This is a genomic window from Shewanella vaxholmensis (genome assembly GCF_031932135.1).
GTDB classification, from domain to species: domain Bacteria; phylum Pseudomonadota; class Gammaproteobacteria; order Enterobacterales; family Shewanellaceae; genus Shewanella; species Shewanella hafniensis.
Genome location: NZ_JAUOEV010000004.1, coordinates 1 through 25,970, shown reverse-complemented (window position 1 = coordinate 25,970; position 25,970 = coordinate 1). Strand labels below are relative to the sequence as shown.

Here is a 25,970-nt window from a genome sequence, read left to right as displayed (position 1 = left end):
TCACTCACGCCAACTTGCTTGACTGCGAATAACCTTGGCTATCTTCGCCCGCCGCCCAAGCCAGATCACCCCCATGATGTCGACGATACCAACCCATACACGATTCCAAGCCGTGTACTTAGAGATGCCCACTTGACGATCCCTATGATTCACCATCGAAATAAAAATCTCCCCGCCCATACGCCGCACTAAGGCAGGAATGTATCTGTGCATATGGTCGAAATAGGGTAAACGAAGGAAGGTTTCACGGGGAAATAACTTTAGGCCACAGCCCGTATCAGGCACGCCATCGTGCAGAAACGCATCGCGAACCTTATTCGCAAAGCGGGACTGGAATCGCTTCCAAGCGGTGTCTTTACGATTTTTACGGTACCCCGCAATACAGAAATGCTCGGCATGGATCTGCGGCAACTGGGCCAGCATGGCCGGAATATCGGCGGGATCATTCTGGCCATCGGCATCTAAGGTCACAATATATTTGCCGCGTGCGTGCAAAATGCCGGTCGATATCGCAGTACTTTGTCCCGTGCTTCGTTCATGGCGAATCGCTTTCGCATCACATTGCTGTTCAGCTGCGGTACGCATCACTTCACCAAAGGTATCATCTTGACTGCCATCATCGACGACAAGGATTTCAAACTCAGTCAAACCTTGGAGGGCTTGGCATATCTCTTCGATCAGGGGGCCAATATTGCCCACCTCATCTTTAGCGGGGATCACAATAGAGATCAATTCAACACTCCACAACTTTATGACCACAAATACGGTATCACATGATTATTGCAAAATTAAAATCTGGAAAAATAGGGATGATTGGCAAAAAAACACTAATTCAGAATTATAAACTGGCCAAACAATAAAGAAACAGCACTTAATTTGGAACTGTGGATTTCATAGTATGGACATATTTATCGATAAAATAAGTGTTAGTTTATTAAGCAGAACGCATAACCTTAAAATAATCCATGGATATTGTTGTTGTGGGGATGGGCTATGTGGGCCTATCAAATGCCGTCTTATTGGCGCAGCAAAACCAAGTCACTGCAATTGATTTAGTTCCTGAACGTGTCAAGCAAGTTAACAAGCGTAAATCCACTGTGGTCGATGAATTAATCGAAGACTATCTGCAAAACAAACCGTTGAATTTAACTGCGACAACGGAAAATGTAGCCTTTCAATCGGCTGACGTTGTGATTATTGCGACTCCAACAGACTACGATCCTCAGACTAATTATTTTAATACTCATTCGGTTGAAAGCGTCATTCGTGATGTACTCGCTGTTAATCCTGGTACGACGATTATCATCAAATCGACTGTCCCCGTCGGTTATACAGCAGCATTAAGGCACAAGTTTAAGAGCGACAACATACTCTTTTCTCCAGAGTTTTTACGCGAAGGTAAAGCCTTGTATGACAACCTTTATCCCTCACGGATTGTAGTCGGTGAACGCTCGGCGCGTGCCCAAGTCTTTGCTGACCTTTTAGCTAAGGCGGCAATCAAGCAAGATATTCCTATTTTGCTGACCGATAGCACCGAAGCCGAAGCGATTAAGTTATTTGCTAATACATTTCTTGCCATGCGGGTCGCCTACTTTAACGAGCTAGATACCTATGCAGAGAGTCGAGGATTAAATACTCGCCAGATTATTGAGGGGGTTAGCCTCGATCCGCGTATTGGTGATTATTACAACAATCCTTCTTTTGGCTATGGCGGGTACTGTCTTCCGAAAGACACTAAGCAATTACTGGCTAACTACAATGATGTCCCAAACAATTTAATCAGTGCCATTGTCGACTCAAACACCACACGCAAAGACTTTATCGCCGACGCTATTATCCGTAAGCAGCCAAAATGTGTAGGAATTTATCGTTTGATCATGAAAGCCGATTCAGACAATTTCCGCGCCTCAGCAGTGCAAGGCGTGATGAAGCGCATTAAAGCGAAAGGCATTGAAGTCGTCGTGTTTGAGCCTGTACTTAAAGAAGATTACTTTTTCAAATCTCGCGTGATGAGAGACTTAACTGAATTTAAGTCAATGTGTGATGTGATCGTCTCCAACCGTATGGTTGATGAACTCAATAATGTTGCGGATAAAGTCTATACCCGAGATCTATTTCACCATGATTAATACACTTTAAATAAAGGTCATAAATGAAATACTTAGTCACAGGCGCTGCGGGTTTTATCGGCGCCAAAGTCAGTGAACGCCTTTGCTTGCTTAGCCATGAAGTTATCGGCATTGATAACCTCAATGACTATTACGACGTCAATCTCAAATTGGCACGTTTAGACCTTTTACAAACTTTAGATAATTTCCATTTTATTCAACTCGATCTTGCAGACAGAGAAGGTATTGCTGCGCTTTTTGCACGGCATGCATTCCAACGTGTTATCCATCTGGCGGCTCAAGCAGGTGTGCGTTACTCGCTCGACAATCCATTAGCCTATGCCGACAGTAATTTAATTGGCCATCTCACTATTTTAGAAGGTTGCCGTCGCCATAAGATTGAGCATCTCGTGTATGCTTCATCTTCGTCTGTATATGGGTTAAATCAGAAAATGCCCTTCTCAACTGAAGACAGCATAGATCATCCCATTTCGCTCTATGCCGCCACGAAGAAAGCCAATGAATTGATGTCGCACACTTACTCACATTTATATCAATTACCGACGACAGGTCTGCGCTTTTTTACCGTCTACGGCCCTTGGGGCCGTCCCGATATGGCTTTATTTAAATTCACCAAAGCCATACTCGCAGGTGAAGTGATCGATGTGTATAACCATGGCGACCTCAGTCGAGACTTTACCTATATTGATGATATTGTTGAGGGAATCATTCGGGTACAAGCCAAACCACCTCGCCCAAATACGGACTGGACAGTAGAAGCTGGCACGCCGGCCACCAGCAGCGCGCCATATCGCGTCTTTAATATTGGCAATGGTAGCCCTGTGCAGTTACTCGACTTTATTACAGCGCTAGAAGATGCCTTAGGCATTAAAGCGAACAAGAACCTGCTACCGATGCAGCCGGGCGATGTGCATTCGACATGGGCCGACACAAACGACCTATTTGATGCCGTTGGCTATAAGCCACTGGTGGATATCAACACTGGCGTCATGCAATTTGTGGACTGGTATCGCCAGTTCTATAACAAATAATTTTGTGTCCAAAAGCCAAACAAAAAGGCCTGCAAGAATGCAGGCCTTTGCTTTAATCATGAATGTTAGAAGCGATACTCAAAACTGCTAAAGAGCGTGGCATTAGTATCGTTTTCTTGAACATCAAATTCCGATCTCGATACTGTTCCGCCCAAATTTAACATACCTTGCCACAGTGGCATGCGGTAAGAAAACTCTAACATCAACAAATCTTCCTTCGGCGGTTGTGGCGCCCAACTATTAACTCTATTAGAGCCATCTTTATTCAGCTGGGCATAACGCAATAAAGAAGTAAAACCACGGCTGTTACTAAACTGACCCACAAGACCTACGACATATACTTTAGCGTCACTATCATAAGTTGAGCCTAGGGCTCGATTATAATATCGAGAACCACTCAAGTAAGTTGAATGCTCATAAAAACAATTGAATTCATTAGGATCTAGACCACATGCAACCACAGTATCTGTATATTCAAAAAACAACTTATATTGTTGATCTGTAAATGCAAAACGCGTATCAGCGCCAAATAAGTATGCACAATCAGCTAAATCCCATGGGTTAGAGCCGCTAGAATCCTCACAGGTTCGTTCAAGATAAAGCCCGACAGGCACCTTAAACCAAGTATCCGCATATCGGATATCAAACCCAGCCAATTGATTACCAATTTTAGTATTAAGCGCAGGATCGCATGTTGCACTTCCATCCGCACATTCAGTGCCACCGGTTATCGCTTTAAAAAAGCTTTTAACACCGCAATCCTGTCCTTCACCACAGAACTGTGTTGTCCAAGAAACACCCATTTCAACCGATTTTATTGGCCTAATACTCGATCTAAAATTCCATAATGCTGCATTGGCAACAGCCCGATTGTTTTCAAATAGACTAAAGCCGGCGGTTAAGGTCCAAGGGCCAATCCAAGACAACCACGGCGTTTCAAACGCTGCCGCATTATTACGACTTAGCATCACTGAAGGCATTGGCCTCGCGTTATTCGACTTATGCAACGAAGAGTCAAACCCTGGTCCCCACCACTGCTCAAGAGTCCCTGCAGTAATAATCCAGTTATCAATAATCATTGATATATAAGAGTCGTCTAAACGAAATTGGTCTTCAGTAGCATCATAATTGGCACTTCCAGAAGCTTTAAAGGCAAAACGTTCTCCAACGTATTCATGGGAAATATTTAATTCACCTTGCTCACGGTAGTCTGAACCAAAATGCTGAAACCGTGCGGCATCAGTACCGGCGGTTACTTTAACGCTGGTATTTCCACGATTTCCAATTGCGCTACTATAGTAAAAATTAACCCTTGCGAAAGACTGAACTAAACTTGGGCTCAGTTTTTCTGGCTCGACCTTCGCTAGATCAGCACCAATACCGGCCCACATTAAGGGATAGGTATTCACAGGCACAGTAATCACACCCGCATCGGCAAGTGCTTGAATATCAGTTCTAAGATAAATATCAGAGGCATCGACCCAAGGTGCGGCAGTAAGTATTGAAGAAAATAGTAGCCCAGAGGCAAGAGTGGGAATTAAAAAAGCCTTCATAACATCCTTTTAAGTATCATCGCGAGGCCACAATGCCTCAAAGTTAACACAAAACCCCCACGTAAAAACCATTGATCCGTGGGCAAAATCTAGTTTTTTACGAGCTTAGCCGCAAGAGCCATAGCCACTTCTGAGTGAACAAATTGACTCACATCGCCACCATGCAAAGCGACTTCCTTTACTAAGGTTGAAGAGATAAATGAGTTTTCCTCAGCGGGCGTTAAAAACACGCTTTCTAGATCTGGGCTCAATCGGCGATTCATATTCGCTAGCTGGAATTCATATTCAAAGTCAGATACCGCACGCAAGCCACGCACCAGCACACTGGCCTTTTGCTCCTTGGCAAAATCCACCAGTAAACCCGAAAATCCAACCACTTCAACATTATCCAAATGAGCTGTGACACGATTTACCAGTTCAACCCGCTCTTCTAAGGTGAATCTTGGCTGCTTAGAAGGATTAGCAGCAATGCCAATGATCACATGTTTGAATAACTTAGCGGCACGCTCGATTAAATCGGCATGACCATTGGTGATAGGATCAAACGTTCCTGGATAAATCGCTCTTGTATGCACTTTACTGACTCAACTCACATGGATACCAAAAATCATTGCTCGTCAGTCTACTCGTTTTAGCCAAGCGAGTGAATAATCGAAGCAAAATCGGCTTTAAATAGCCACAAAAAGCATCGAAATAGGCAAGAATCCAAGTGAGTAAGCCCCTATAAAGGCGCAAACTGATATAATGTTTCACTTAATTGAAACCGACCAAATACGATGTCGCTCACCCATTCAACGCTATTACGCTGAGCCAAAGCTAGGTTGCAACCGCGACGTTTAAAGACACGTAGAAGAGCATATATGAAGAAAATCGCGATTTTTTGCCATAATTTTTTCTCCAACGGCACGGTAAAAATAGCCTTATCGCAGGCAGAAGTGTTACAGGAAGCAGGTCAAGATGTGCATTTGTTTGTGTTTCACAAGGAAGGCGATTTTATGCCGCCACAAAATGTAACCATTCATTATCTGTTTGAAGCGGGCCAAAAACCTTCGCTTCAGGAGCAAAGACAACAACTCATAACGAAAGTGAACGAAGCAGAAAAAACGGGAAAATTTTCACTCTTTTTAAGCAATTCAACCGACTGCGACGTTGTTGTTTCCGGCTGTCATTTCGATCCTTGCTACTACTTCTGTCATTGCGCCTTAAAGCAAGAATTATTGATGGAGTTAAAACGCGGTCCAGTGCACTTCTGGCGCAGATGGAAAAAAGCCAAAGCTCTGATCGGCAAAAAAATCATCACAGTTTCAAATGGTATTGCCGACGAGCTAAGAGCCACGTCGTGGTTAAAACCTCAGAGCGTGCAAACCATCTACAACCCTTTTCGCCTAGACGAAATAAAAAATAAGACTCAAGAAGTCATTGCCGAAATTCCCAACGAACCTTACATGATCCATGTGGGTAGAGTGACTCGTCAAAAACGCCATGACATTCTCTTCAAAGCATTGAGGGATATGCCGACAGCACCTAAGCTAGTTCTTCTCTGTAACCGGCCAAATAAGGCGCGTAAATTAGCCAAAAAATACGGCGTAGAGCACCGAATTATCACACCTGGTTTTCAACATAATCCCTATGCTTGGATTGCTAACGCAGAATTGATGCTGCTGAGCTCCGACTTTGAAGGCTTACCCACTGTAGTCATTGAATCATTAGCCTGCGGCACGCCCGTTGTCAGCACAGATTGCCCGCACGGCCCAAATGAAATCCTTACAGGGCACTTAGCCAAATACTTAGTCCCAGTTCGTCAACCAGCACTGCTGGCACAGAAGGCACTAGAGTGCCTAGCATCGCCCCCATCACTTGAAGACCTTGCGATTCTTAAAGCCGTAGATAGTCAAAATATTGCAAAGCAATATTTGAACTTAGCCGAATAAATATCTTTATACGGTAAAAAGTAGAAACTCTATTGAATATAAGTAGAGTTTCTACTTAACCTCCAACACCTGTTACACTCTGATACAGCATGAAAGCTCGTTTTAATTGGATTAAAAAACACAAGACGTTAACAAATGCATCAAACAAAGAGTAATAACACACAGAAATACAATACATTTAGCCTGTATAATTACTATTATTGAACATCGATAAAACAGTTTATTATAAGGTTAACCATTCTGTATTTATGAATAAATAATTTCATTGATAGTCTATTTGAAAAATATCAAAATACTCCCATCAAATAATTCTGCCTAAGTAGAATTAGCAATAAATGATTTTTTTGGGGTAGTAATGAGTAAGTTTAAAGTGGCTTTATTAGTTGATGAGTACTTTGGGGGTACAGGTACAGTGTACGGTGGGTACGGTTTTCTAGCGCGCTACTTAATTGCCAAACACTTACCCAATGAGAATATTGAAGTAGAAGTGCTCATAAAAAAAGACTGCAGCAAGCAAAGATTAATACCTCGTCGCTATATGATCGATGGCATTAAAGTTTATCGTTTAGCAGCTAAGTTTATGGATTTTATTAATATTAGATTTTTAAAAAAGAAAAATTACGATATATTTTTGTCAATAGAAATGACAACCCATTCCTACCGTATTCTTAAAACTATCCCTAATATTGATAAAAAAATTCTATTTTGGGTACAAGATCCAAGACCTGATTATGAATGGGATGAAATTAATACCGTCAAACTTTTCCCAGAGAAAAGTTATTGGGACAGTAATATTAATCAGTTTGTTCATGACCTTTGGGCAGCAGGGAAAGTCTCATTTATTTCTCAAGCACGCTTTTTAGATCGTAAAGCCAGAGATCTCTATAATCTCGATAATAAAACTGAACTCAAATATTTACCCAACCCTATTGAGATAGATCACAGTTTCGATGTAGAAGCTCACCCGAAGAAAAATCACATTATCTTTCTGGGACGAATTGAGTCAGTCAAACGTGGTTGGTTATTTTGCGAGATAGCTAAACTGATGCCTGAATATGAATTTTTCATGCTAGGTCAATCATTTAGGCAATCAAAGAAAAATCAGTCCATCATGAATGACTACCTAAATATTCCCAACCTACATTTTGTAGGGCATGTAGAAGGCGATCGAAAAAACCAGCTAATCAAAGATGCTAAAATTTTAGTCAACACTTCAATTCACGAAGCTCTACCAATTTCTTTCTTAGAAGCGTTATCTTATGGCACCCTTCTCGTCAGTTGCCGTGACCCCGACGAGCTGACGAGTCAATTTGGCGTATTTACAGGTACAGTGCTCGGAGATGGTTTTGATAAAGTCGATTTATTTGTCGATGGTATACGCCATCTGATGGAAAACGAACAACTAAGACAAGAACTCGCGGTTAAGGCAGTTGACTACATCAAAGCAAACCACAGTATTGAAGATTTCCAGAAAAATATGCAAGAAATCATCTTTAAACTGGTTGAAGAAACGAAACTGCAAGGCTAACAAAATGGGCCGATATTTCAATATCGGCCCATAAGTAACGACTGCTAACTAAAAAACTTCCAATAACCTAGCTTGCGACGCATCTTAAAATGGCGTAGCAAGTTCAATGGTTTAGGCTTAAGCCAATCGGTGCCTTTATCAATCAAAGCATCTGTTGCGGCTAAAACTCGCTGGCTAGATTGGCCATCCCCCGTAGGGTGAATTTGATTACAATAAGCATGGATGTGCGCCATCAAATCATCAGGACGACTCAGTGCTCGCGTTAATGCAGATTCAATATCCTCAACCTGACAGATATCGATTAAATGATCTTTAGGTGACTGATTTTTAAAGGTCACCACTGGCTTACGCTGCATTAAAAACATCAATAAAATCGATGAAGTATCGCAGAGCATCACATCACCCGCCTGCAGAAGCGGGATCACGTTATCGGTTTCCACAAACTGGAGATTCTCATTTTCGAGAGTCTTGTATTGCTCAACAATACTTGGCTTCATCTTAGGATGGAATTGTACTAACCAGCGCCACTGGCCCTTTTGCGACAGGATTTTGATCTGCTCAAATACCACAGGTGCGCAGGTCAAACTAGGTGAAAATGTCGAGCAAAAGAGTACCACAGGTCTTGGGTCATCCGCTTTGATATAGGGATTATCTTTATTCTCAATAAACAGGGGGTCGAGCGCAGGCCATCCCGTCTCAGCCACTGTAAAAGTGCCGAACTTTTTCTCGAGTTCAAGGAAAGGTAAAGTTGTCGCCGGGCCTTGAGTACAATACAAATCAAAGCAATCACGGATTTCGAAGTGATCTTCGCGACCCTTATGGTTCATTTTACCCGCATTAAAGCCATGAAATACCCCGACTTTAACCCCGGGAATAAAACGAGGGACAACATTCCCAGGAACAAATACCGCATCGGGTTTCCACGCCTTAACGGCATCAACGCTCAACAAACGCGGCTCATCAGCCTTTAGAAACTTAGCGTCGACTTCATTTCCCTCTAAAAACCAGCAAACCTCATCGCCTCTAGCCCAAATGGCTTGTTGAAGCGGCCTTAACATCGCATAGGAATAGTTTTGCGCTATGTAAAATAAGTAACGTCTTTTGGCTTGTTTGACTTCTTCCACAAGTATTCCCCCAACAACTCAAACAATTTAATTATTTTGCCAACGCTAAATATTGCTCGGCTATTATCGTAGCATCCACTTTTGCCAAAATGTCCACCTGTTCAAGAGATGGCGGCAGGCTAACAACCTCATCTATCATGTTTGCTAGCGCAGCAGGATCACGACGCGGCACAAGATACGGCACTAAATTCCCCGTTAAAATCTCACTAGGTCCATGGGGGCAATCAGTGCTCACCACAGGCGTCCCACACGCTAATGACTCAATCAAGACTGTCGGCAAACCTTCAAAATCGGAACTAAGCACTAATGCCTTAGCCTGCTTAATCCAAGGGAAAGGATTGCTTTGAAAACCGGGAATAATTAAGCGTTTCTCAATACCGAACTTTTTCGCCGCTTTTATCGCTTTCTTGTGGTTGTGGCACAAGAGCACCACGGGAAGCTGATTTTGCGTTAGCTTGAGGGCTTGAAACAGTACATCATGGCGTTTTTGCTTAGCAAAGCGACCGACATGAATAAGATAATCACCCTGAGGAATTTGCGGATTGTCTTGCTGTGATTGAGATGTGATTTCATTAAACTCAAATGGATTATAGATAGTCTGCATCGATGCTGGATGCAAACGACCTCGATCTTTAATCTCCTGTGCTATGCCATTTGAGACGGTAATCAAATGCTGGCCATTGAGCGCTTTTTTGGCTCTCAGCTTTTTTAAATAGGCGAAGGGGCCGAGTTTAAACTGACGGCTCAACTCTTCTTCCACAGAGGAATGGACTATGACATAAAGCGGTGAAACACCTGTTTTGGTCATCATCAAATTGGTTTTATCTAAGTTAGATAAAAACAAATCGAACTTGCCCACTTGAGATTCAATTTCCGCAATTTTTGTGATGAGTTTGTGAACCGAAGCATTCAATCGCCCAAAATGGTCGAAATCTTTATCCTTAGGCGCAAAACATTGATGAACGGGTAAGTCCTCAGGGGTTTCATAATAGCGATTATCTTCCATGACTAAAAAATGCGGCTCATGTCCTAAGCGAATAAATTGCTTGGCTAAGGTAATCATGACCTTTTCGGCTCCGCCACCCGCTAAACTATCAATGGCAATGGCTATCCGCATGATTTATCTCCTAAACGATCATATACATTGTGAATCTCACGAATTGCGACATTTAAACCATTTAAATCACTGGCCTTACATTGCAATTCATATCCATCATTGTTTTCTACTTTTTTTATTAGCGCTTTAACCGCATCTTGTATTTCGCTCGATTCAGCCGTACATGCCATAACTAACTGTTTTAATTTGCAAGCAGCAATCCTATTGGACTGATCTTTTGAAATGGGTACGGCTAATATTGCTTTGTGCAGCGCAATCGCTTGTAAAAGCGTATCGCCCCCCCCCAATACAGCAGCCATAGAGGCTGCGAGAAGATTTATAAACTGTTGATTATCAAGTTGCGAGATCAAAATAATGCCAGCTAAATTAGGCAATAATTTAGGATAATTCGGGCCGAAAACCATGACACTTGTTATGCCAGATGCTTTATAGCTTTCATGAGCGGCCTGAGCAAAAATATCTGCGGCTAATTCGCCATTTACCTTGTGTCCACCAGAACCCGCATTAAATAATACAAACTCATTTTGCGTTAGCTGATATTGCGCTAATAATGCCGCTTGGGTGCTTGCATCGGGTTGGGTAAAGACTGGACCTATATTCAAAGGCGCGGGTTTATTAATGAGTTTCAGCTTCAGGCGATCTAACCAACTAATAGGACCGATCACAAATTCTGGTTGCACGACCCAATGACAATCCGTCACTAAAGCGCGGCCAATTTTCATTCCACGGCTACGCTTACGCTTGTGCTGGCTGAGAAATATGACCTTAGCGCCGAGTTTATGGGCATGGACTAACTGTGATTTACGCCCAGAAGCATCGAACAATACTATATCGGGCAGGTAATCAGACATGATTTGATTCACCGCTTTGACTTGTTTAGTCGGCGTATCTTCAAGTAGCACTGCCGGATAAGGGCATTGAGCCGCATAGGGTGCCTGTTGACTCAAAATAAATTTAATCTCAGCGCTCGGCCACAGTCGTTTAACCTCATCGGCGATGATCATTGATCTCATGTATTCGCCAATGCCCTCAGCCGACGATACGGGAATAAATAAAAATTTAGTGGCCGTTTTGACTGTCATAAATATCCTTTAATACACTCAAATTCCATTTGATACATGACTATCATTCACCACCAGCTCAAACATCTCAATTACGGCTTCAACGCTAATCAATGACATTAGATGCTCGCCTTTAGCGCGAGTTCCCCACTTAATTTGTCCACTATGCTGCAACCTGATGGCCTCATCATAGGCGCTCGCCACATATTGCTGCGATAAATACGGACCCGTGCGCCCGGGATTGGAATGGGCATATAAACCAATGACTGGCGTGCCTTGGGTCACCGCCATATGCGCAGGACCGGTATCTGGCGCTAACACTAAACTGGCGCGTTTTAGCAGCGCTAAGAGTTGAGTCAGACTGGTTTTGCCCACTAAATTATCGATTTTAGAAGGGCAAGCCTGCAAGATTTGCTCGGCTAAATCCTTCTCAAGCTGAGTTGGGCCACCGCACAGCATGACTCTAAACCCTTTAGCAATCGCATGACTCGCGACGGCAGCATAACGCTCGGGCAACCAGTTACGTTCAGCCTTACTCGCGGCAGCGCAAATGATAAAGACTTTTTCATTATCTTTAATCTGCGTCTGGGCAAATTCAGTATCCGCAATGGGTACAGGAATATGCCATTGGGGAGTGAGATCCTTGACGCCAATCGCCTTAGCGAAGCCCATAAATCCTTCGAGCACATGGGGCTTGGCCAAGGGCTCAACCCTACGATTCGTCACTAGCCACTGGCCTTCTTTAGCGCGGGCACGATCAAAACCTATGCGCACCTTTGCCGAAATGGCTAATGAAGCCAAGGTTGCACGTAGCGCAACCTGCATATGCAGCAGCACGTCAAAACGTCGGCCTTTTAAGGCCTTACGCAAATTAAAATAGCTGCGCCATCCTTGAGATTTATCAAAAATAACAAACTCAATACCAGGTAAATGCTTCAACAATTGATATTCGAGTTTACCGATCACCCATGTGATTTTGAGCTCGGGGTATTGCCGCTGAATCGCCTGCACCATAGCCACGGCATGACAGACGTCACCGATAGCGGATAAGCGCAGCAAACAAAGGGAATTCATGGTATTGGGATTTAAACTCATTGGGATTGAAGCTAAAAGCTCTTAAGGTTATTTGGCGCAAGCTAAGGATCTTAATGTAGAATGGTCCTAGGTGCCACGCTTAAGTCAACAAATCTCCCATGAATGCTCAGATACAGCTCATAAAAACCGCCCAAGGTCACATGGCGCTTTGCCAAGATACACCAACAGATATCGATCCCGCGTGGTTCTCGGTGGATTTTTGGCGAGCTAAAAATGCTGTCGTCGGTTCATCAAAAGGCCGCTACACCACTTGGTTTGTGGCATTTGAGCACAGTCATTGGGTATTGCGGCATTATTGGCGTGGCGGCTTAATGGAGAAATTCAGCAAAGACGCTTACGTTTATACTGGCCTCGAAAATACCCGCGCCATGGGTGAGTTACGCTTATTAAACATTTTGTATCACGAAAATTTTGCCGTACCTAAGCCGATTGCCGCCAACATAGTACGCGATGGATTATTTTACCGCGCCGATATCATTATCGAACGGGTCGAAGGCGCCGAAGATTTAGTCGCTAAACTCAGCAAAGGGATAATAAGCACTGAGCAATGGCAGGCGTTGGGAGCAACTATCGCCCAATTCCACCTGCGCGGTGTATACCACGCCGATCTCAATGCCAAAAACATTCTGTTTCAGCCTGCGCAAACTGCACCCATAACGCCAGAGCGCTTTTATCTTATCGATTTCGACCGCGGTGAGTTAAAAATACCGAGCCCGCAATGGCAGCAATCGAATCTAGACAGACTGTTACGCTCCTTTAATAAAGAACAAGGCAAACTGCCAAGTCTTGCCTTCACTGCCGATAACTGGTCATCACTGCTGCTGGGCTATCAAGCGGCGATGCAAAGCGCCTGAACCACTAAATAAATTATCTTGTTGAATTAATTGATTAATGATTGCGCGAGAAGAAATTGTCGTTGCAAGGCACCGCGATTTGCCTCAACCACTGCCAATCCCGCGTTTGCTGCCAGCTGGCGCAATTCAGGTTTCGCAAAATAGGCAATCAAGTTAGCCGCCAGTTCATCCGACGAAGTGACAACCCTTAACCCACCAGCATCCGCCAACATCAGGGTAATTTGGGCAAAGTCCCAATGGTTCGGCCCCACCATAACAGGCACGCCCATAGCGACTGGCTCCAAGGGATTATGGCCACCATTATTGATCAGCGTACCACCGACAAAGGCTTGGTCCGCCGCGCCGTAAAAAGTCAGAAGTTCACCCATGGTATCGCCCACCAGCACTTGAGTCGTTGCCGTCACAGGAAGATTACTGCTGCGACGAATTAATTCAAAACCTTGGCTGGCAACAACCTCAGCAATGGCAGAAAACTGCTCAGGATGACGCGGCGCAATAATCAGCAAGGCATCGGGCCACAGAGCCAATAATTGCCTATGGGCGGCGAGCATGGCGTCAAATTCTCCAGGATGCACACTGCCAGCAACCCAAATCGGCGAGGTTTCACGCCCCCAAGCCTGACGCAACTGCTTGGCATTAGCTAAACGCTCAGGCGTAATACTGAGATCAAATTTCAAGCTACCGCATACTGTCACTCTGTCCGGCGATACTCCTAACTCGATAAAACGTTGCGCTTCTACTTGAGTCTGCACCGCAATAACATCGAGTCGTTGCAACATAGGTCGACTGAGTTTAGGGCGCTTAGTATATTGCGCCGCCGACTTGGCCGATAAGCGAGCATTCGCTAACATCAAGCGCACACCGCGTTTGGCAGCAACAGCAACCAAGTTAGGCCACAGTTCGGTTTCCATAATGATGCAAGATTTAGGTGAGACTTGGCGCAAGAAACGCCGCACGCACCAAGGTAAGTCAAAGGGCAAATAACAATGTTGCACTGAGTCACCAAAGGCTTTGCGCACCTGCGCAGATCCTGTTGGACTGGTTGTGGTAACCGTAATACTTAGCTCAGGGTGTGATTGCATAATCAAACGGATCAAGGGGATTGCCGCGAGCGTTTCCCCCATAGACACAGAATGGATCAGTAAATCCGTCGATTTTAGTTGGGTTAATCCAAAACGCTCCCCCCAACGACCACGGTAATCGGGACTTTTGATAGCACGAAATGCTAAATAGACGATTAGCAAAGGGGATAATAAATATAAGATCGTGGAATAGAGAAAACGATTCATTAAAAACGTGCTTATGAGTTTTGCCTGATGAATGGCGGCAATGTTAGCATATGCACCAAATTAGGGATAATTTACCAGCAGTATGGCGGTCGTTGGTTAACTCTATCTATGATGTGGCGTTCACTAGCAATTTGGATAACTTATGAAAACCCGCGACAAAATAATCTATGCCAGTCTTGAACTGTTCAACGAGCATGGCGAAAGAAACATCACCACCAATCACATTGCCGCTCACTTAAATATGAGTCCCGGGAATCTTTATTACCATTTTCGCAATAAAGAAGACATTATCCGCTGTATTTTCAGCTTATATGAGAATCATCTCGAATCGGGTTTCCAACCCTATGAAGATAAGCAAGTGGATGTAGAACTGTTAATCGGCTACTTCGATGCTATGTTCTATACCTTGTGGCAATTCCGTTTTATGTACGCCAATCTTGCGGATATTCTCGCCCGCGATGAAGAACTAAAAAAACGCTATTTGCACGCACAGCAGCAAGTCTTAACGCGTTCAAGCCATGTGCTGCATAAACTCACACAAGATGGATTTCTGTGTGTCGATGCTGACAAAATCACGCCACTGGCGGATACCATTAAGATGATCGTCAGCTTTTGGATTGGTTACCAACTCACGCAATCCAGCACATCGACCATCACTAAAGCGACACTTTATGAAGGCGTATTAAGGGTGCTGATGATTTTCAAAGCCTATGCAACCCCGACATCCGTCGCAACGTTTACTCGCCTAGAGCAACATTACCACGCGCTAGCGAGTCAAGAATCCCTCTAGCATCATCCCAAACACCTATGTTGGGAACTCGCATTCGGAGCTAAACTCAAAGCAATTATAGTACTGAGTGCGAGCCCGTTTTTCGCTCTACATCCCTTAAAAGAAGACTCAGCCAAACAGTGGCAAACTTATGTTGCACATTAGTTTTTATAATGTAAAACCCACTTTAGCCCTAAACTCGTTTATCTTGCGAACCTGCATGAAAAAAAGGCTGTAGGCCGATTAGGTTTAGAGTTAGAATGCCGCCACTCCCAAAATCAGAATAAAGTTAACTAAGGAGATATCAGGTGGCCTCTACCTCATTCTACGCACAGATTAATCAACAACTTGCAGACATCAAAGCCGAAGGCTTATATAAAAGCGAGCGTGTTATTGCCTCACCACAACAGACTGCCATTCAAGTTAATCACCAAGAAGTTGTTAACTTTTGCGCGAATAATTACCTAGGCCTAGCGAATCACCCCGAGCTAATCAAAGCCGCCCAACAGGGTTTAGACAGCCACGGCTTTGGTATGGCATCAGTACGTTTTATTTGCGGTACCCAAGACATACATAAAAAGCTAGAAGCTAGCCTGAGCGAATTCCTCGGCACTGAAGACACCATTCTGTACTCTTCATGTTTTGATGCGAACGCAGGTCTATTCGAAACCTTGTTAGATGCAGAAGACGCCATCATTTCTGATGCGTTAAACCATGCTTCTATCATCGACGGTGTACGTTTATGTAAAGCAAAGCGTTTCCGCTATGCCAACAACGACATGGCCGATTTAGAAACTCAGCTGATCGCCGCGAAAGAAGCAGGCGCCCGTAACATCTTGATCGCCACCGATGGCGTATTCTCGATGGACGGCGTGATTGCTAACCTGCAAGGCGTATGTGATTTAGCCGATAAATACGGCGCACTAGTGATGGTCGATGACTCTCACGCTGTGGGCTTTATCGGCGCAAACGGCCGTGGCACGCACGAATATTGCAATGTGATGGACAGAGTCGACATCATCACAGGCACCTTAGGCAAAGCACTAGGCGGCGCATCGGGCGGTTTCACTTCGGGTAAAAAAGAAGTCATCGACTGGTTACGCCAGCGTTCACGTCCTTACCTGTTCTCTAACTCATTAGCGCCGTCAATCGTGACTGCGTCTATCCATGTGTTAGAAATGCTGAAATCAGGCCAAGCCCTGCGCGAAGCCGTATGGGAAAACAGCCGTTATTTCCGTGAGCAAATGTCAGCAGCTGGCTTTACCTTAGGCGGCGCCGACCACGCGATTATCCCTGTGATGATTGGCGATGCGAAACTGGCGGGCGACTTTGCTAACCGCTTATTAGCAGAACATATTTATGTTATTGGCTTCTCGTTCCCAGTAGTTCCTAAGGGACAAGCCCGTATCCGTACGCAAATGTCAGCGGCACATACCCGTGAGCAACTCGACAAAGCGATCTCCGCCTTTACCCGTATTGCCAAAGAAATGGGCATTATTTAGGACTTAAGACAATGAAAGCACTAAGCAAGTTAAAAGCCGAAAAAGGTATTTGGTTAGTCGATGCGCCTAAGCCAGTAATGGGCCACAACGATCTGCTGATCAAAATTAAAAAAACGGCGATTTGTGGCACCGACATGCACATCTACAACTGGGACGAGTGGTCACAAAAAACCATTCCAGTCCCTATGGTTGTTGGCCATGAATATGTAGGCGAAGTGGTTGATATCGGCCAAGAAGTGCGTGGTTTTAAGATTGGCGACCGCGTGTCTGGCGAAGGCCATATCACCTGCGGCCACTGCCGTAACTGCCGCGCGGGCCGCACCCATTTATGCCGTAACACTTCAGGTGTCGGTGTAAACCGTGAAGGTTCATTCGCGGAATATTTAGTGATTCCCGCCTTTAACGCCTTTAAAATCCCTGATGACATCAGCGATGATTTAGCGTCAATCTTCGACCCATTTGGTAACGCTGTACACACAGCATTATCCTTCGATTTAGTCGGTGAAGACGTATTGATCACAGGCGCAGGCCCAATCGGCATTATGGCTGCGGCAGTATGTCGTCACGTAGGTGCGCGCCATGTGGTGATCACCGACGTTAACGAATACCGCTTAGAGCTGGCCCGAAAAATGGGTGCGACTCGCGCAGTGAACGTGTCTAAAGAAAGCCTGAAAGACGTGATGAAAGAACTGGGCATGACCGAAGGTTTCGACGTCGGTTTAGAAATGTCTGGCGTACCATCAGCCTTCCACGCCATGTTAGATACCATGAACCACGGCGGCAAAGTCGCTATGCTGGGTATTCCTGGTGGCGAAATGGCGATTGACTGGAGCAAAGTGATCTTCAAAGGTTTGGTCATTAAAGGCATCTACGGCCGCGAAATGTTCGAAACTTGGTACAAGATGGCGAGCCTTATCCAATCAGGCTTAGATATTTCGCCTATCATCACTCACCACTTCAAGATTGATGATTTCCAACAAGGTTTCGACGCTATGGGCTCGGGCCAATCGGGTAAAGTGATCCTCAGCTGGGATTAATCCTGCAGAGCATTACTTATACCCAAACGACCTGAAGATGCAGGATTCGTATCTTCAGATAGCTTGGGTATCGATGGGGCTGTACACTCGCAGCCCCTTGTTGCACACTTATCCCATCTTGATTTCCATCTCTTAGCTCTGTCAGGTTTTATTATGTCTTCCTTTAAACACTTAAGCGTTAATCAATTGCTGCAAATGACCGAAGCACAGCCAGTGCAAATCGTCGATATCCGCGATGGCAATAGCTTCACCAACGGCCATATTGCAGGTGCAACTAACCTGAATAACGAAAACCTAGCGCAATTTATTAGCCAAGCCGATATGGACAGCCCGCTAGTGGTGGTTTGTTACCACGGTATGAGCAGCCAAAATGCGGCACAGTATTTATGCGAGCAAGGGTTTGATGACGTTTACAGTCTAGACGGCGGCTATAGCGCCTGGCATGAGGCAAATGCATGATAGAAATTGGCCGACTCCCCAACAGTAGAGCCGCGCAGGCATTTGTCGATTACCTCAAAGGTGAACACATTGACTGCCAAATTGAGCCGCTGGAGCAAGGTGTCGCCATTCTCGTCATCCATGACAAAGATCTGGAGCAAGCGCGCACAGAGTTTGCCCATTTCATGGCTCATCCCTACGACAGTAAATATCTGCAAGCCTCGTGGGAACACGGCGATACCCAAACTAAGATAGATTACGGTGCCCCTTCGCTACAGTTGTTTACCCAATTCATTACCGGCGCAGGCCCAGTCACGTTGATCGTTTTTGCGGTTTGCGTACTCATTTTTGCGGCGATGAACTTAGGGTTCGTCAACCAAACCTACGCAGCACTGTCCTATTTTGGCGCGGTACCAAATTCAGAGTTCAGTCAATTCTGGCGCGTTTTCACTCCGAGCCTGCTGCATTTTTCAGCCATGCACGTCATCTTTAACTTGCTCTGGTGGTGGTATTTAGGCGGTAAAATCGAAACCCGAATCGGCACAGCACCATTGCTAATCTTGCTGTTTGTGGCGGGCACACTGCCAAACGTCATCCAATATTATGTCGGTGGACCTAACTTTGGCGGGCTATCCGGCGTTGTGTATGCCGTGGTGGGCTACACTTGGATCATAGGGATACGTAAACCTGTGGCAGGTATAGGCTTACCGCCATCATATATGGCCTTTATGATGATTTGGTTGGCATTGGGATTCACGGATATTCTAGGGGTTGCCGTTGCGAACGGTGCCCACATTGGTGGCTTACTCATAGGGTTAGCCCAAGGTTTATTCGATAGCCGCAAGTCCTCAAGCTCAATCTAATCCCGTTATACCAAGATAAATCCAGAAGAACGCATGGGATTTATCTTGGTTCAATGACGCGCTCTTACACTTCTACAAACCTAACGCGCGTCAGTCATCTCCAGTACCTTAGCAACCAGCTTCTCGATGCCTGAATGCGCTTCAGCAATACTTCCAGCCAACATATAAGCGGGAGTGCTGACAATCCGATTGGCTTCATCCACGACGATCTCATGCACAGTGGCGACTTGATGCTCTCCACCCATCAAATTAAACGCCGCGGCAGTATCGCTATCATTACCGATAGTGCCTTTTACACCATGGGGATATAAACGCGGGATCATCATAGGGGCGATACAGATAAAGCCAACGGGCTTTTTCGCCAAGATGAACTCATTAATAAAATCAGTGACCAGCGGGTTCACTTCACACTCGCTGCCGTTCGTCGCAAAATTACACAGATTTTTTGCCGCACCAAAACCACCGGGAATGATCAAGGCATCAAATTCGGCGATAGCTAATTCTGTGGTCGCTTTAACTTCGCCACGGGCGATACGCGCCGACTCCACCAGCACATTACGACTTGCAGCAGCATCGACCTCGCCAGTGAAATGATCTACCACATGCATCTGTTTGATATCAGGCGCAAAACATTGGTAGTGAACCCCCGCTTTGGATAAGCATAAAAGCGTTAAAACCGATTCATGGATCTCTGTTCCATCGAAAACACCGCATCCACTCAGTAACACTGCGACTTTTTTCATTAAAAATATCCTTCTTATGTCATTAAGTTTTAACAAACTACAAACAAACTAGTTGATCTGATTAAAAATCGTGCTAACTTAATTCGTCGAATCTGACGGGTGCCGAAAATTAAGCCAATCCTTAGATGTATTTTACGGAGTCAATAAAAAATCCACAAATTTGGAAGATTTTTTAAGAAACAGTATTGAACTCACACAAATCTTTTATAAATATAAAAAACAACAACTTAAAAATATCGCACTAAGCCGTAGTCATCGCCATTATTCTCAGTTGACTTTTTCACTCACAGACTTATCCACAGGCTGGGAGTCATTTTGCCATGGCTGAAATAGTGCTTCTGTGGCATGCTTAGCGCCATCTAAGTCATCGATAAACGAAAAATACTTATGCCAACCGTCGCTAAAAACCCACTTGTGCTTGTGGATGGATCTTCTTATTTATATCGCGCTTATTATGCGCCTCCTCACCTGACAAACTCAAAGGGCGAAGCAACCGGTGCCGTTTATGGCGTAGTGAATATGTTACGCAGCTTGCTGACTCGCTATCAGCCAAGCCATATCGCAGTCGTGTTCGATGCCAAGGGCAAAACCTTCCGCAATGACATGTACAGCGAGTACAAAGCACAGCGCCCACCAATGCCTGATGATCTACGTTCGCAAATCGAACCTTTACACCGCATTATTCGCGCACTGGGTTTACCACTGATTTCGATTTCCGGCGTCGAAGCCGATGACGTGATCGGCACTATTGCTCGCCAAGCCAGTTTAGAAAACCGTGCAGTGCTTATCAGCACTGGCGATAAAGACATGGCGCAGTTAGTCGATGAGAACGTCACGCTCATCAACACTATGACTGACACCATAATGGGCCCAGAAGAAGTCGCGATTAAATTTGGTGTTGGTCCAGACCGTATCATAGATTTGCTCGCGCTGATGGGCGACAAGGCCGATAACATTCCCGGCTTGCCCGGCGTTGGTGAGAAAACAGCGCTCGCTATGCTCACAGGAGCCGGCAGCGTGAGTAACTTATTAGCGGAACCCGAAAAAGTCGCCGAGCTCGGCTTTAGGGGTTCTAAAACCATGGCGGCGAAGATCATTGAAAATGCCGACATGCTCAAGCTTTCTTACGAACTCGCCACCATCAAAACCGATGTCGAACTTGAGCAAGACTGGCACGAACTCACCATCAAGCCCGCGGACAAAGATGAACTGATCAAATGCTACGGCGAGATGGAGTTTAAGCGTTGGTTAGCCGAAGTCTTAGATAATAAAATCACTGCAAATACTTCAATTGATGCGGCATCCGAGACACAGGAAGACTCAACTCCAGTCGAAGCGATTGCAACGCACTACGACTGCATTCTCACGGAAGCCGAATTAGACGCTTGGATTGCTAAGCTTAAGCAAGCCGACTTGATGGCGGTAGACACTGAAACCACCAGCTTAGATTACATGGTGGCAGAATTAGTCGGGATATCTTTCGCCGTTGAGGCAGGAAAAGCCGCTTATCTGCCTTTGACCCATGATTATGTTGGCGCACCGACTCAAATCGATAAAACCGTCGCGCTAGAAAAACTGCGTCCACTGCTTGAAGATCCAAAACTTAAGAAAGTCGGTCAAAATCTTAAGTACGACATCAGTATCTTAGCCAATGCAGGCATCAAACTGCAGGGCGTCGCTTTCGACACTATGCTCGAATCCTATGTCTTCAACTCAGTGGCTTCGCGCCATGATATGGATGGCTTAGCGCTCAAGTACTTAGGCCATAAAAATATCAGTTTTGAAGAAATTGCTGGCAAAGGTGCAAAACATCTGACCTTCAACCAAATTCCACTGGAGACGGCGGCACCTTATGCGGCCGAAGATGCCGACATTACACTGCGTTTACACCAACATTTGTGGCCAAGACTTGAGAAAGAAGCCGAACTTGCCGCTATGTTTACCGAAGTCGAATTGCCGCTGATCCAAGTATTGTCAGATATTGAACGCCAAGGGGTATTAATCGACAGTATGTTACTCGGCCAGCAAAGCGACGAGCTGGCGCGTAAAATCGATACCTTAGAAGAAAAAGCCTACGACATTGCCGGTGAGAAATTTAACCTTGGTTCGCCTAAGCAACTGCAAGTATTGTTTTTTGAAAAGCTCGGTTACCCGATCACCAAAAAGACCCCTAAGGGTGCACCATCAACCGCGGAAGAAGTCTTGGTCGAATTGGCGTTAGATTTCCCTCTGCCAAAGGTGATCCTCGAACATCGCAGCCTATCTAAATTAAAGAGCACTTATACAGATAAACTGCCACTAATGGTCAACGCTAAAACGGGTCGCGTGCACACTAGCTATCATCAAGCTAATGCTGCAACGGGGCGCTTATCATCGAGCGAGCCTAACCTGCAAAATATTCCTATCCGCACCGAGGAAGGCCGTCGCATACGCCAAGCCTTCATCGCCCCCGCAGGTCGTAAAATTTTAGCCGCCGACTACTCGCAAATCGAACTGCGGATCATGGCGCATTTATCCCAAGATGCAGGCTTACTCAAAGCTTTCGCCGAGGGTAAAGACATTCATAGAGCGACGGCTGCCGAAGTGTTTGGTACTGACTTTGAGGACGTGACCACAGAACAGCGTCGCCGCGCCAAAGCGGTTAACTTCGGCTTAATTTACGGCATGTCAGCCTTTGGCTTAGCACGTCAGCTCGATATCCCGCGCCACGAAGCACAAACCTATATCGACACTTATTTTGCCCGTTATCCTGGCGTATTACGTTATATGGAAGAAACACGTGCGGGAGCTGCCGACTTAGGTTATGTATCGACTCTGTTTGGTCGTCGCCTCTACTTGCCCGAAATCCGTGATCGTAATGCGATGCGCCGCCAAGGTGCTGAACGTGCTGCGATTAACGCGCCAATGCAAGGCACGGCTGCCGACATCATCAAAAAGGCAATGATCAATATTGCCCAGTGGATCAAGACAGAAACCCAAGGCGAAATCACTATGATCATGCAGGTTCACGATGAATTGGTGTTTGAAGTCGATGCAGATAAAGCAGAAGCGCTTAAAAAGACAATCTGCACCTTGATGGCACAAGCCGCCGATCTCGATGTTGAGCTGCTTGCCGAAGCGGGCATTGGTAATAACTGGGATGAAGCCCACTAACCTTAGTGACATCAAAACTAGCACTATCAATATGATTTAAAGTAAATAAAGCTAACCTGAGTTCAATATTTTGAGCTCGGGTTAGCTCTCTCCCGTCTTAATCACCTCTAAGCACATCAAAACTGAGTCCTTTTATTACTGTGCGCAAATTATCCTTTCACAATACAAATCAGACCATTAAGTTAAGAAAAACTGCATAGACAGCACAATGTATGACTCTCAACGAAGCAATCTCGACTCCGCACGTATTAGACCATCAAGTTCGGCGCAACTTAACTGGCGGCATAATGTATGACTCACAGCCAAAAAATTTGTATTCCGAACACGCTAGTTCGTTAAGCGCAGCGCAACTTAACAGACGACACAAACCATGACTCGCAACTAAACATTCCTTTCCCCACAAACACTAGAGCATTAAGTACGATGCAACTTCATCGGCAGCAACATGCATAACTCACTACCAAACAATCTTTACCTGATTCATTTAGCAGTAGAGCTCATCGATACACTGCCGCAGCAGATGGAGACTCAAGGGTGTGATTACACGAATCGAAACGGCGTTAAAGCCAGCTATATATGCTCAAAAGTAGTCATAACGGTTGTTCTCTCACGCGTACACTAAAACATTAAGCCGGATTTAGAGTAAAAACATTAAATCTCAAATATTGATCTCTTTTGTATATAAATTTCGGATTACCCCGTTAAATCAGCCGATTAAGCATTTTTAATGAAATTTTAAGATCAATTTAAGATGCTTTTTCACTCACAACCTGAGATCAAGCGCACATAATTACCTCTTTTTTGAAAAAACTGTTTTCCATTTAAAGATAAATGGAGTAATATTCTCTGCGTAGGGTACAGAGGTTAAGATGTTCTATCTTTCAGACCTTTATTTCACTTATAGTGATGAGCCAAATTCTGGCGCCTCAGCAACTTGTTTGCTGAGGCTTTTTTTTGCTCTTTTTTCAGACTTTAGGTAAATTTTAGAGTATTTACTTTAATAAAAAGTAAATTGGCTGTATGCTAGTTTCATTGAGAACCATTGAAGCTAATTTGGTGGTGCTTGAGTCTTGTTGAATTTAGCTTCTCCCCAAAAGAGCTAATATTTTTGGCCGATGACACTGTCATCGGCTATTTTTTTGCCTGAAATTGACGAAAAGTTAATAGGGATAAAAGCTTAACAAGAGGGAAAGATAAGTAAACATTGCAGGAAAAACAGAGGGGTGGCATACACAGTCAAACTCGACCATGTATGCCAAAACAGGCAATATTATTCGGCGTTGTTCGCCGCATCTAACTCATCAGTCAACCATTGCGGATGACACCATTCATTTAGAATAGCCAACACTTTAGGCTTACCGGTTCCCTTAAGCGATGAGAAAGGCTCAACTTGTACCCAGTCACCAAACTCACTCAACGCCAGACGCACTTCATTTACCGTTTTCATCTTAGCGCTTTGAGCTAATTTGTCTGACTTCGTCAGCAAAGCTAACACAGGGATTTCACTGGCAACCGCCCACTCGATCATCTGCATATCGAGATCTTTTAGTGGATGACGTATATCCATCAAGACAACCACGCCACTTAAACAAGCGCGTTTTTGCAAATATTCACCTAATGCCTGCTGCCATTTATTTTTCAACGCAAGCGGGACTTGTGCAAAACCATAGCCAGGTAAGTCAACTAAACGACGCTGAGCATCTAACTCAAATACGTTAATTAATTGAGTTCGGCCAGGGGTTTTACTGGTTCTTGCTAAACTTTTTTGCTCAGTTAATGCATTGAGTGCACTAGACTTTCCAGCATTAGAGCGGCCAGCAAATGCAATCTCAACTCCAACATCGCCGGGCAGATATTGATCCAAATGTGCAATGTCAGGTGCACTGATTAAAAACTTTGCCCTACGAAAATCTATACGAGATTCAGTCACTATTTACTCCGAAATTTTTCTACGCAATACCATAATTTATGAAGAATTACTTACTTTTCCACGTTTTCGTGTAAAATATTACTCCGATCACATTAATCATATTTTACCACGCTTGCGGGTCACCCTAGTAAGCTCAGGATAATAATCTTAACCAGAAGTTGGAACGCCATGAAAAAGCTAGCTCTTGCGCTGTCTGTTGTAATTGCCGCCATATCTTCACCTGCGATTGCTGAAGGTAATGCTGAAGCGGGAAAAACGAAAATCATTGTCTGTTCAGCCTGCCATGGTATGGACGGTAACAGTATGATCGATATGTACCCTAAACTTGCGGGCCAACACGCCACTTACCTCCAAAAGCAACTACATGATTTCCGTAGTGCAGCGCAAACTGGCGGTAAAGACGGTCGTATGGATCCTATCATGAGTGGCATGGCAATGCCTCTAAGCGATCAGGATATTCTCGACATTACTGCATATTTTTCTAGCCAAGCAATCCAAGTGGCTGAAGCAAAAGATATCCCTGAGTTAGGCGCTAAACTTTACAAAGGTGGTGATGTTTCCCGTGGTATTACCGCTTGTATGGCATGTCATGGCCCAGATGGTAAAGGCGCTGAACTTGCAGGCTTCCCAACATTGGCTGGCCAACACGCCAACTACATCAAGATCCAACTGACAAAATTCCGTGAAGCGGGTCGTCATAATGACCTGAACGGCATGATGCAAGATGTGGCTAAAAAGCTAAGCGATAGCGATATCGACGCACTATCTAAGTATCTTTCTAGCCTGAAGTAATCTTAGTCAGTTAAGAAAGGGGTGTATTATC

22 protein-coding genes are annotated in these 25,970 nt (G+C 44.8%); 12 read left to right on the top strand and 10 right to left on the bottom strand.

Features of this window, described 5'->3' with window-relative positions:
- The gene (locus Q4Q46_RS05185) at positions 1 to 732 is read right to left on the bottom strand and encodes a glycosyltransferase family 2 protein (RefSeq protein ID WP_311905402.1); all 732 of its coding nucleotides are present in this window, start codon (positions 730 to 732) and stop codon (positions 1 to 3) included.
- Positions 733 to 965: 233 nt separating this feature from the next.
- Between Q4Q46_RS05185 and Q4Q46_RS05180 the strand changes: the two genes are divergently transcribed.
- Both Q4Q46_RS05180 and Q4Q46_RS05175 read left to right on the top strand, forming a co-directional pair.
- Positions 966 to 2,129 (top strand): nucleotide sugar dehydrogenase, encoded by a 1,164-nt coding sequence (locus Q4Q46_RS05180; protein WP_311905401.1) that lies wholly within the window; start codon positions 966 to 968, stop codon positions 2,127 to 2,129.
- A 23-nt stretch (positions 2,130 to 2,152) separates the two neighbouring features.
- A complete protein-coding gene (locus Q4Q46_RS05175) occupies positions 2,153 to 3,160 on the top strand; it encodes an NAD-dependent epimerase (protein WP_311905400.1) in 1,008 nt (335 codons plus the stop codon).
- 65 nt (positions 3,161 to 3,225) lie between these two features.
- Here the strand turns inward: Q4Q46_RS05175 and Q4Q46_RS05170 are convergent, their stop codons facing one another.
- Both Q4Q46_RS05170 and coaD read right to left on the bottom strand, forming a co-directional pair.
- Entirely contained in the window at positions 3,226 to 4,713 is a 1,488-nt protein-coding gene (locus Q4Q46_RS05170; protein ID WP_311905399.1) for a capsule assembly Wzi family protein, read from the bottom strand.
- An 89-nt stretch (positions 4,714 to 4,802) separates the two neighbouring features.
- Positions 4,803 to 5,288, bottom strand: a complete 486-nt coding sequence (gene coaD / locus Q4Q46_RS05165) for a pantetheine-phosphate adenylyltransferase (RefSeq protein ID WP_226060126.1) — start codon at positions 5,286 to 5,288, stop codon at positions 4,803 to 4,805.
- 285 nt (positions 5,289 to 5,573) lie between these two features.
- Here coaD and Q4Q46_RS05160 point away from each other — a divergent pair, with 285 nt between their 5' ends.
- Entirely contained in the window at positions 5,574 to 6,644 is a 1,071-nt protein-coding gene (locus Q4Q46_RS05160) for a glycosyltransferase (protein ID WP_311905398.1), read from the top strand.
- A 355-nt stretch (positions 6,645 to 6,999) separates the two neighbouring features.
- Positions 7,000 to 8,172 carry a glycosyltransferase family 4 protein gene (locus Q4Q46_RS05155; RefSeq protein ID WP_311905397.1) on the top strand — a complete coding sequence of 391 codons (1,173 nt, stop codon included), beginning with the start codon at positions 7,000 to 7,002 and terminating at the stop codon, positions 8,170 to 8,172.
- Between the two features lie 44 nt (positions 8,173 to 8,216).
- Here the strand turns inward: Q4Q46_RS05155 and Q4Q46_RS05150 are convergent, their stop codons facing one another.
- The 4 genes from Q4Q46_RS05150 to Q4Q46_RS05135 are packed head-to-tail and all read right to left on the bottom strand — an operon-like array spanning position 8,217 to position 12,569.
- Complete coding sequence (locus Q4Q46_RS05150) at positions 8,217 to 9,296, bottom strand: CDP-glycerol glycerophosphotransferase family protein (protein WP_311905396.1); 1,080 nt, start codon at positions 9,294 to 9,296, stop codon at positions 8,217 to 8,219.
- A gap of 31 nt (positions 9,297 to 9,327) precedes the next feature.
- Positions 9,328 to 10,413, bottom strand: coding sequence for a glycosyltransferase (locus Q4Q46_RS05145; protein ID WP_311905395.1), 1,086 nt, complete (start codon positions 10,411 to 10,413; stop codon positions 9,328 to 9,330).
- Positions 10,404 to 11,495, bottom strand: coding sequence for a hypothetical protein (locus Q4Q46_RS05140; protein WP_371824913.1), 1,092 nt, complete (start codon positions 11,493 to 11,495; stop codon positions 10,404 to 10,406). Before Q4Q46_RS05140 ends, Q4Q46_RS05145 begins: the two co-directional genes overlap by 10 nt.
- A gap of 18 nt (positions 11,496 to 11,513) precedes the next feature.
- On the bottom strand, positions 11,514 to 12,569 hold the full coding sequence (locus Q4Q46_RS05135; protein ID WP_311905393.1) for a glycosyltransferase family 9 protein: 1,056 nt from the start codon (positions 12,567 to 12,569) through the stop codon (positions 11,514 to 11,516).
- 98 nt (positions 12,570 to 12,667) lie between these two features.
- On the opposite strand from Q4Q46_RS05135, the gene Q4Q46_RS05130 reads away from it, so the two are divergent.
- Positions 12,668 to 13,423: a 3-deoxy-D-manno-octulosonic acid kinase gene (locus tag Q4Q46_RS05130; protein WP_311905392.1), complete on the top strand. Its 756-nt coding sequence runs from the start codon at positions 12,668 to 12,670 to the stop codon at positions 13,421 to 13,423.
- A gap of 26 nt (positions 13,424 to 13,449) precedes the next feature.
- On the opposite strand, the gene waaA is transcribed toward Q4Q46_RS05130, so the two are convergent.
- A complete protein-coding gene (waaA, locus tag Q4Q46_RS05125; protein ID WP_311905391.1) occupies positions 13,450 to 14,712 on the bottom strand; it encodes a lipid IV(A) 3-deoxy-D-manno-octulosonic acid transferase in 1,263 nt (420 codons plus the stop codon).
- A 142-nt stretch (positions 14,713 to 14,854) separates the two neighbouring features.
- Between waaA and Q4Q46_RS05120 the strand changes: the two genes are divergently transcribed.
- The 5 genes from Q4Q46_RS05120 (at position 14,855) to glpG (ending at position 19,321) form a co-directional block, all read left to right on the top strand.
- Positions 14,855 to 15,502: a TetR/AcrR family transcriptional regulator gene (locus Q4Q46_RS05120; protein WP_113940155.1), complete on the top strand. Its 648-nt coding sequence runs from the start codon at positions 14,855 to 14,857 to the stop codon at positions 15,500 to 15,502.
- A 287-nt stretch (positions 15,503 to 15,789) separates the two neighbouring features.
- On the top strand, positions 15,790 to 16,983 hold the full coding sequence (locus Q4Q46_RS05115) for a glycine C-acetyltransferase (RefSeq protein ID WP_311905390.1): 1,194 nt from the start codon (positions 15,790 to 15,792) through the stop codon (positions 16,981 to 16,983).
- 11 nt (positions 16,984 to 16,994) lie between these two features.
- Positions 16,995 to 18,020: an L-threonine 3-dehydrogenase gene (gene tdh / locus Q4Q46_RS05110; protein WP_006079369.1), complete on the top strand. Its 1,026-nt coding sequence runs from the start codon at positions 16,995 to 16,997 to the stop codon at positions 18,018 to 18,020.
- A gap of 153 nt (positions 18,021 to 18,173) precedes the next feature.
- Entirely contained in the window at positions 18,174 to 18,479 is a 306-nt protein-coding gene (gene glpE, locus Q4Q46_RS05105) for a thiosulfate sulfurtransferase GlpE (protein WP_006084745.1), read from the top strand.
- The gene (gene glpG, locus Q4Q46_RS05100; RefSeq protein WP_311905389.1) at positions 18,476 to 19,321 is read left to right on the top strand and encodes a rhomboid family intramembrane serine protease GlpG; all 846 of its coding nucleotides are present in this window, start codon (positions 18,476 to 18,478) and stop codon (positions 19,319 to 19,321) included. Before glpE ends, glpG begins: the two co-directional genes overlap by 4 nt.
- A gap of 80 nt (positions 19,322 to 19,401) precedes the next feature.
- On the opposite strand, the gene elbB is transcribed toward glpG, so the two are convergent.
- Positions 19,402 to 20,064: an isoprenoid biosynthesis glyoxalase ElbB gene (gene elbB / locus Q4Q46_RS05095; protein WP_311905388.1), complete on the bottom strand. Its 663-nt coding sequence runs from the start codon at positions 20,062 to 20,064 to the stop codon at positions 19,402 to 19,404.
- A 387-nt stretch (positions 20,065 to 20,451) separates the two neighbouring features.
- On the opposite strand from elbB, the gene polA reads away from it, so the two are divergent.
- On the top strand, positions 20,452 to 23,217 hold the full coding sequence (polA, locus tag Q4Q46_RS05090) for a DNA polymerase I (protein WP_311905387.1): 2,766 nt from the start codon (positions 20,452 to 20,454) through the stop codon (positions 23,215 to 23,217).
- A gap of 1,270 nt (positions 23,218 to 24,487) precedes the next feature.
- On the opposite strand, the gene yihA is transcribed toward polA, so the two are convergent.
- Entirely contained in the window at positions 24,488 to 25,147 is a 660-nt protein-coding gene (yihA, locus tag Q4Q46_RS05085) for a ribosome biogenesis GTP-binding protein YihA/YsxC (protein ID WP_006079362.1), read from the bottom strand.
- Positions 25,148 to 25,315: 168 nt separating this feature from the next.
- On the opposite strand from yihA, the gene Q4Q46_RS05080 reads away from it, so the two are divergent.
- A complete protein-coding gene (locus Q4Q46_RS05080; protein ID WP_106648819.1) occupies positions 25,316 to 25,939 on the top strand; it encodes a c-type cytochrome in 624 nt (207 codons plus the stop codon).
- Positions 25,940 to 25,970: the final 31 nt, after the last annotated feature.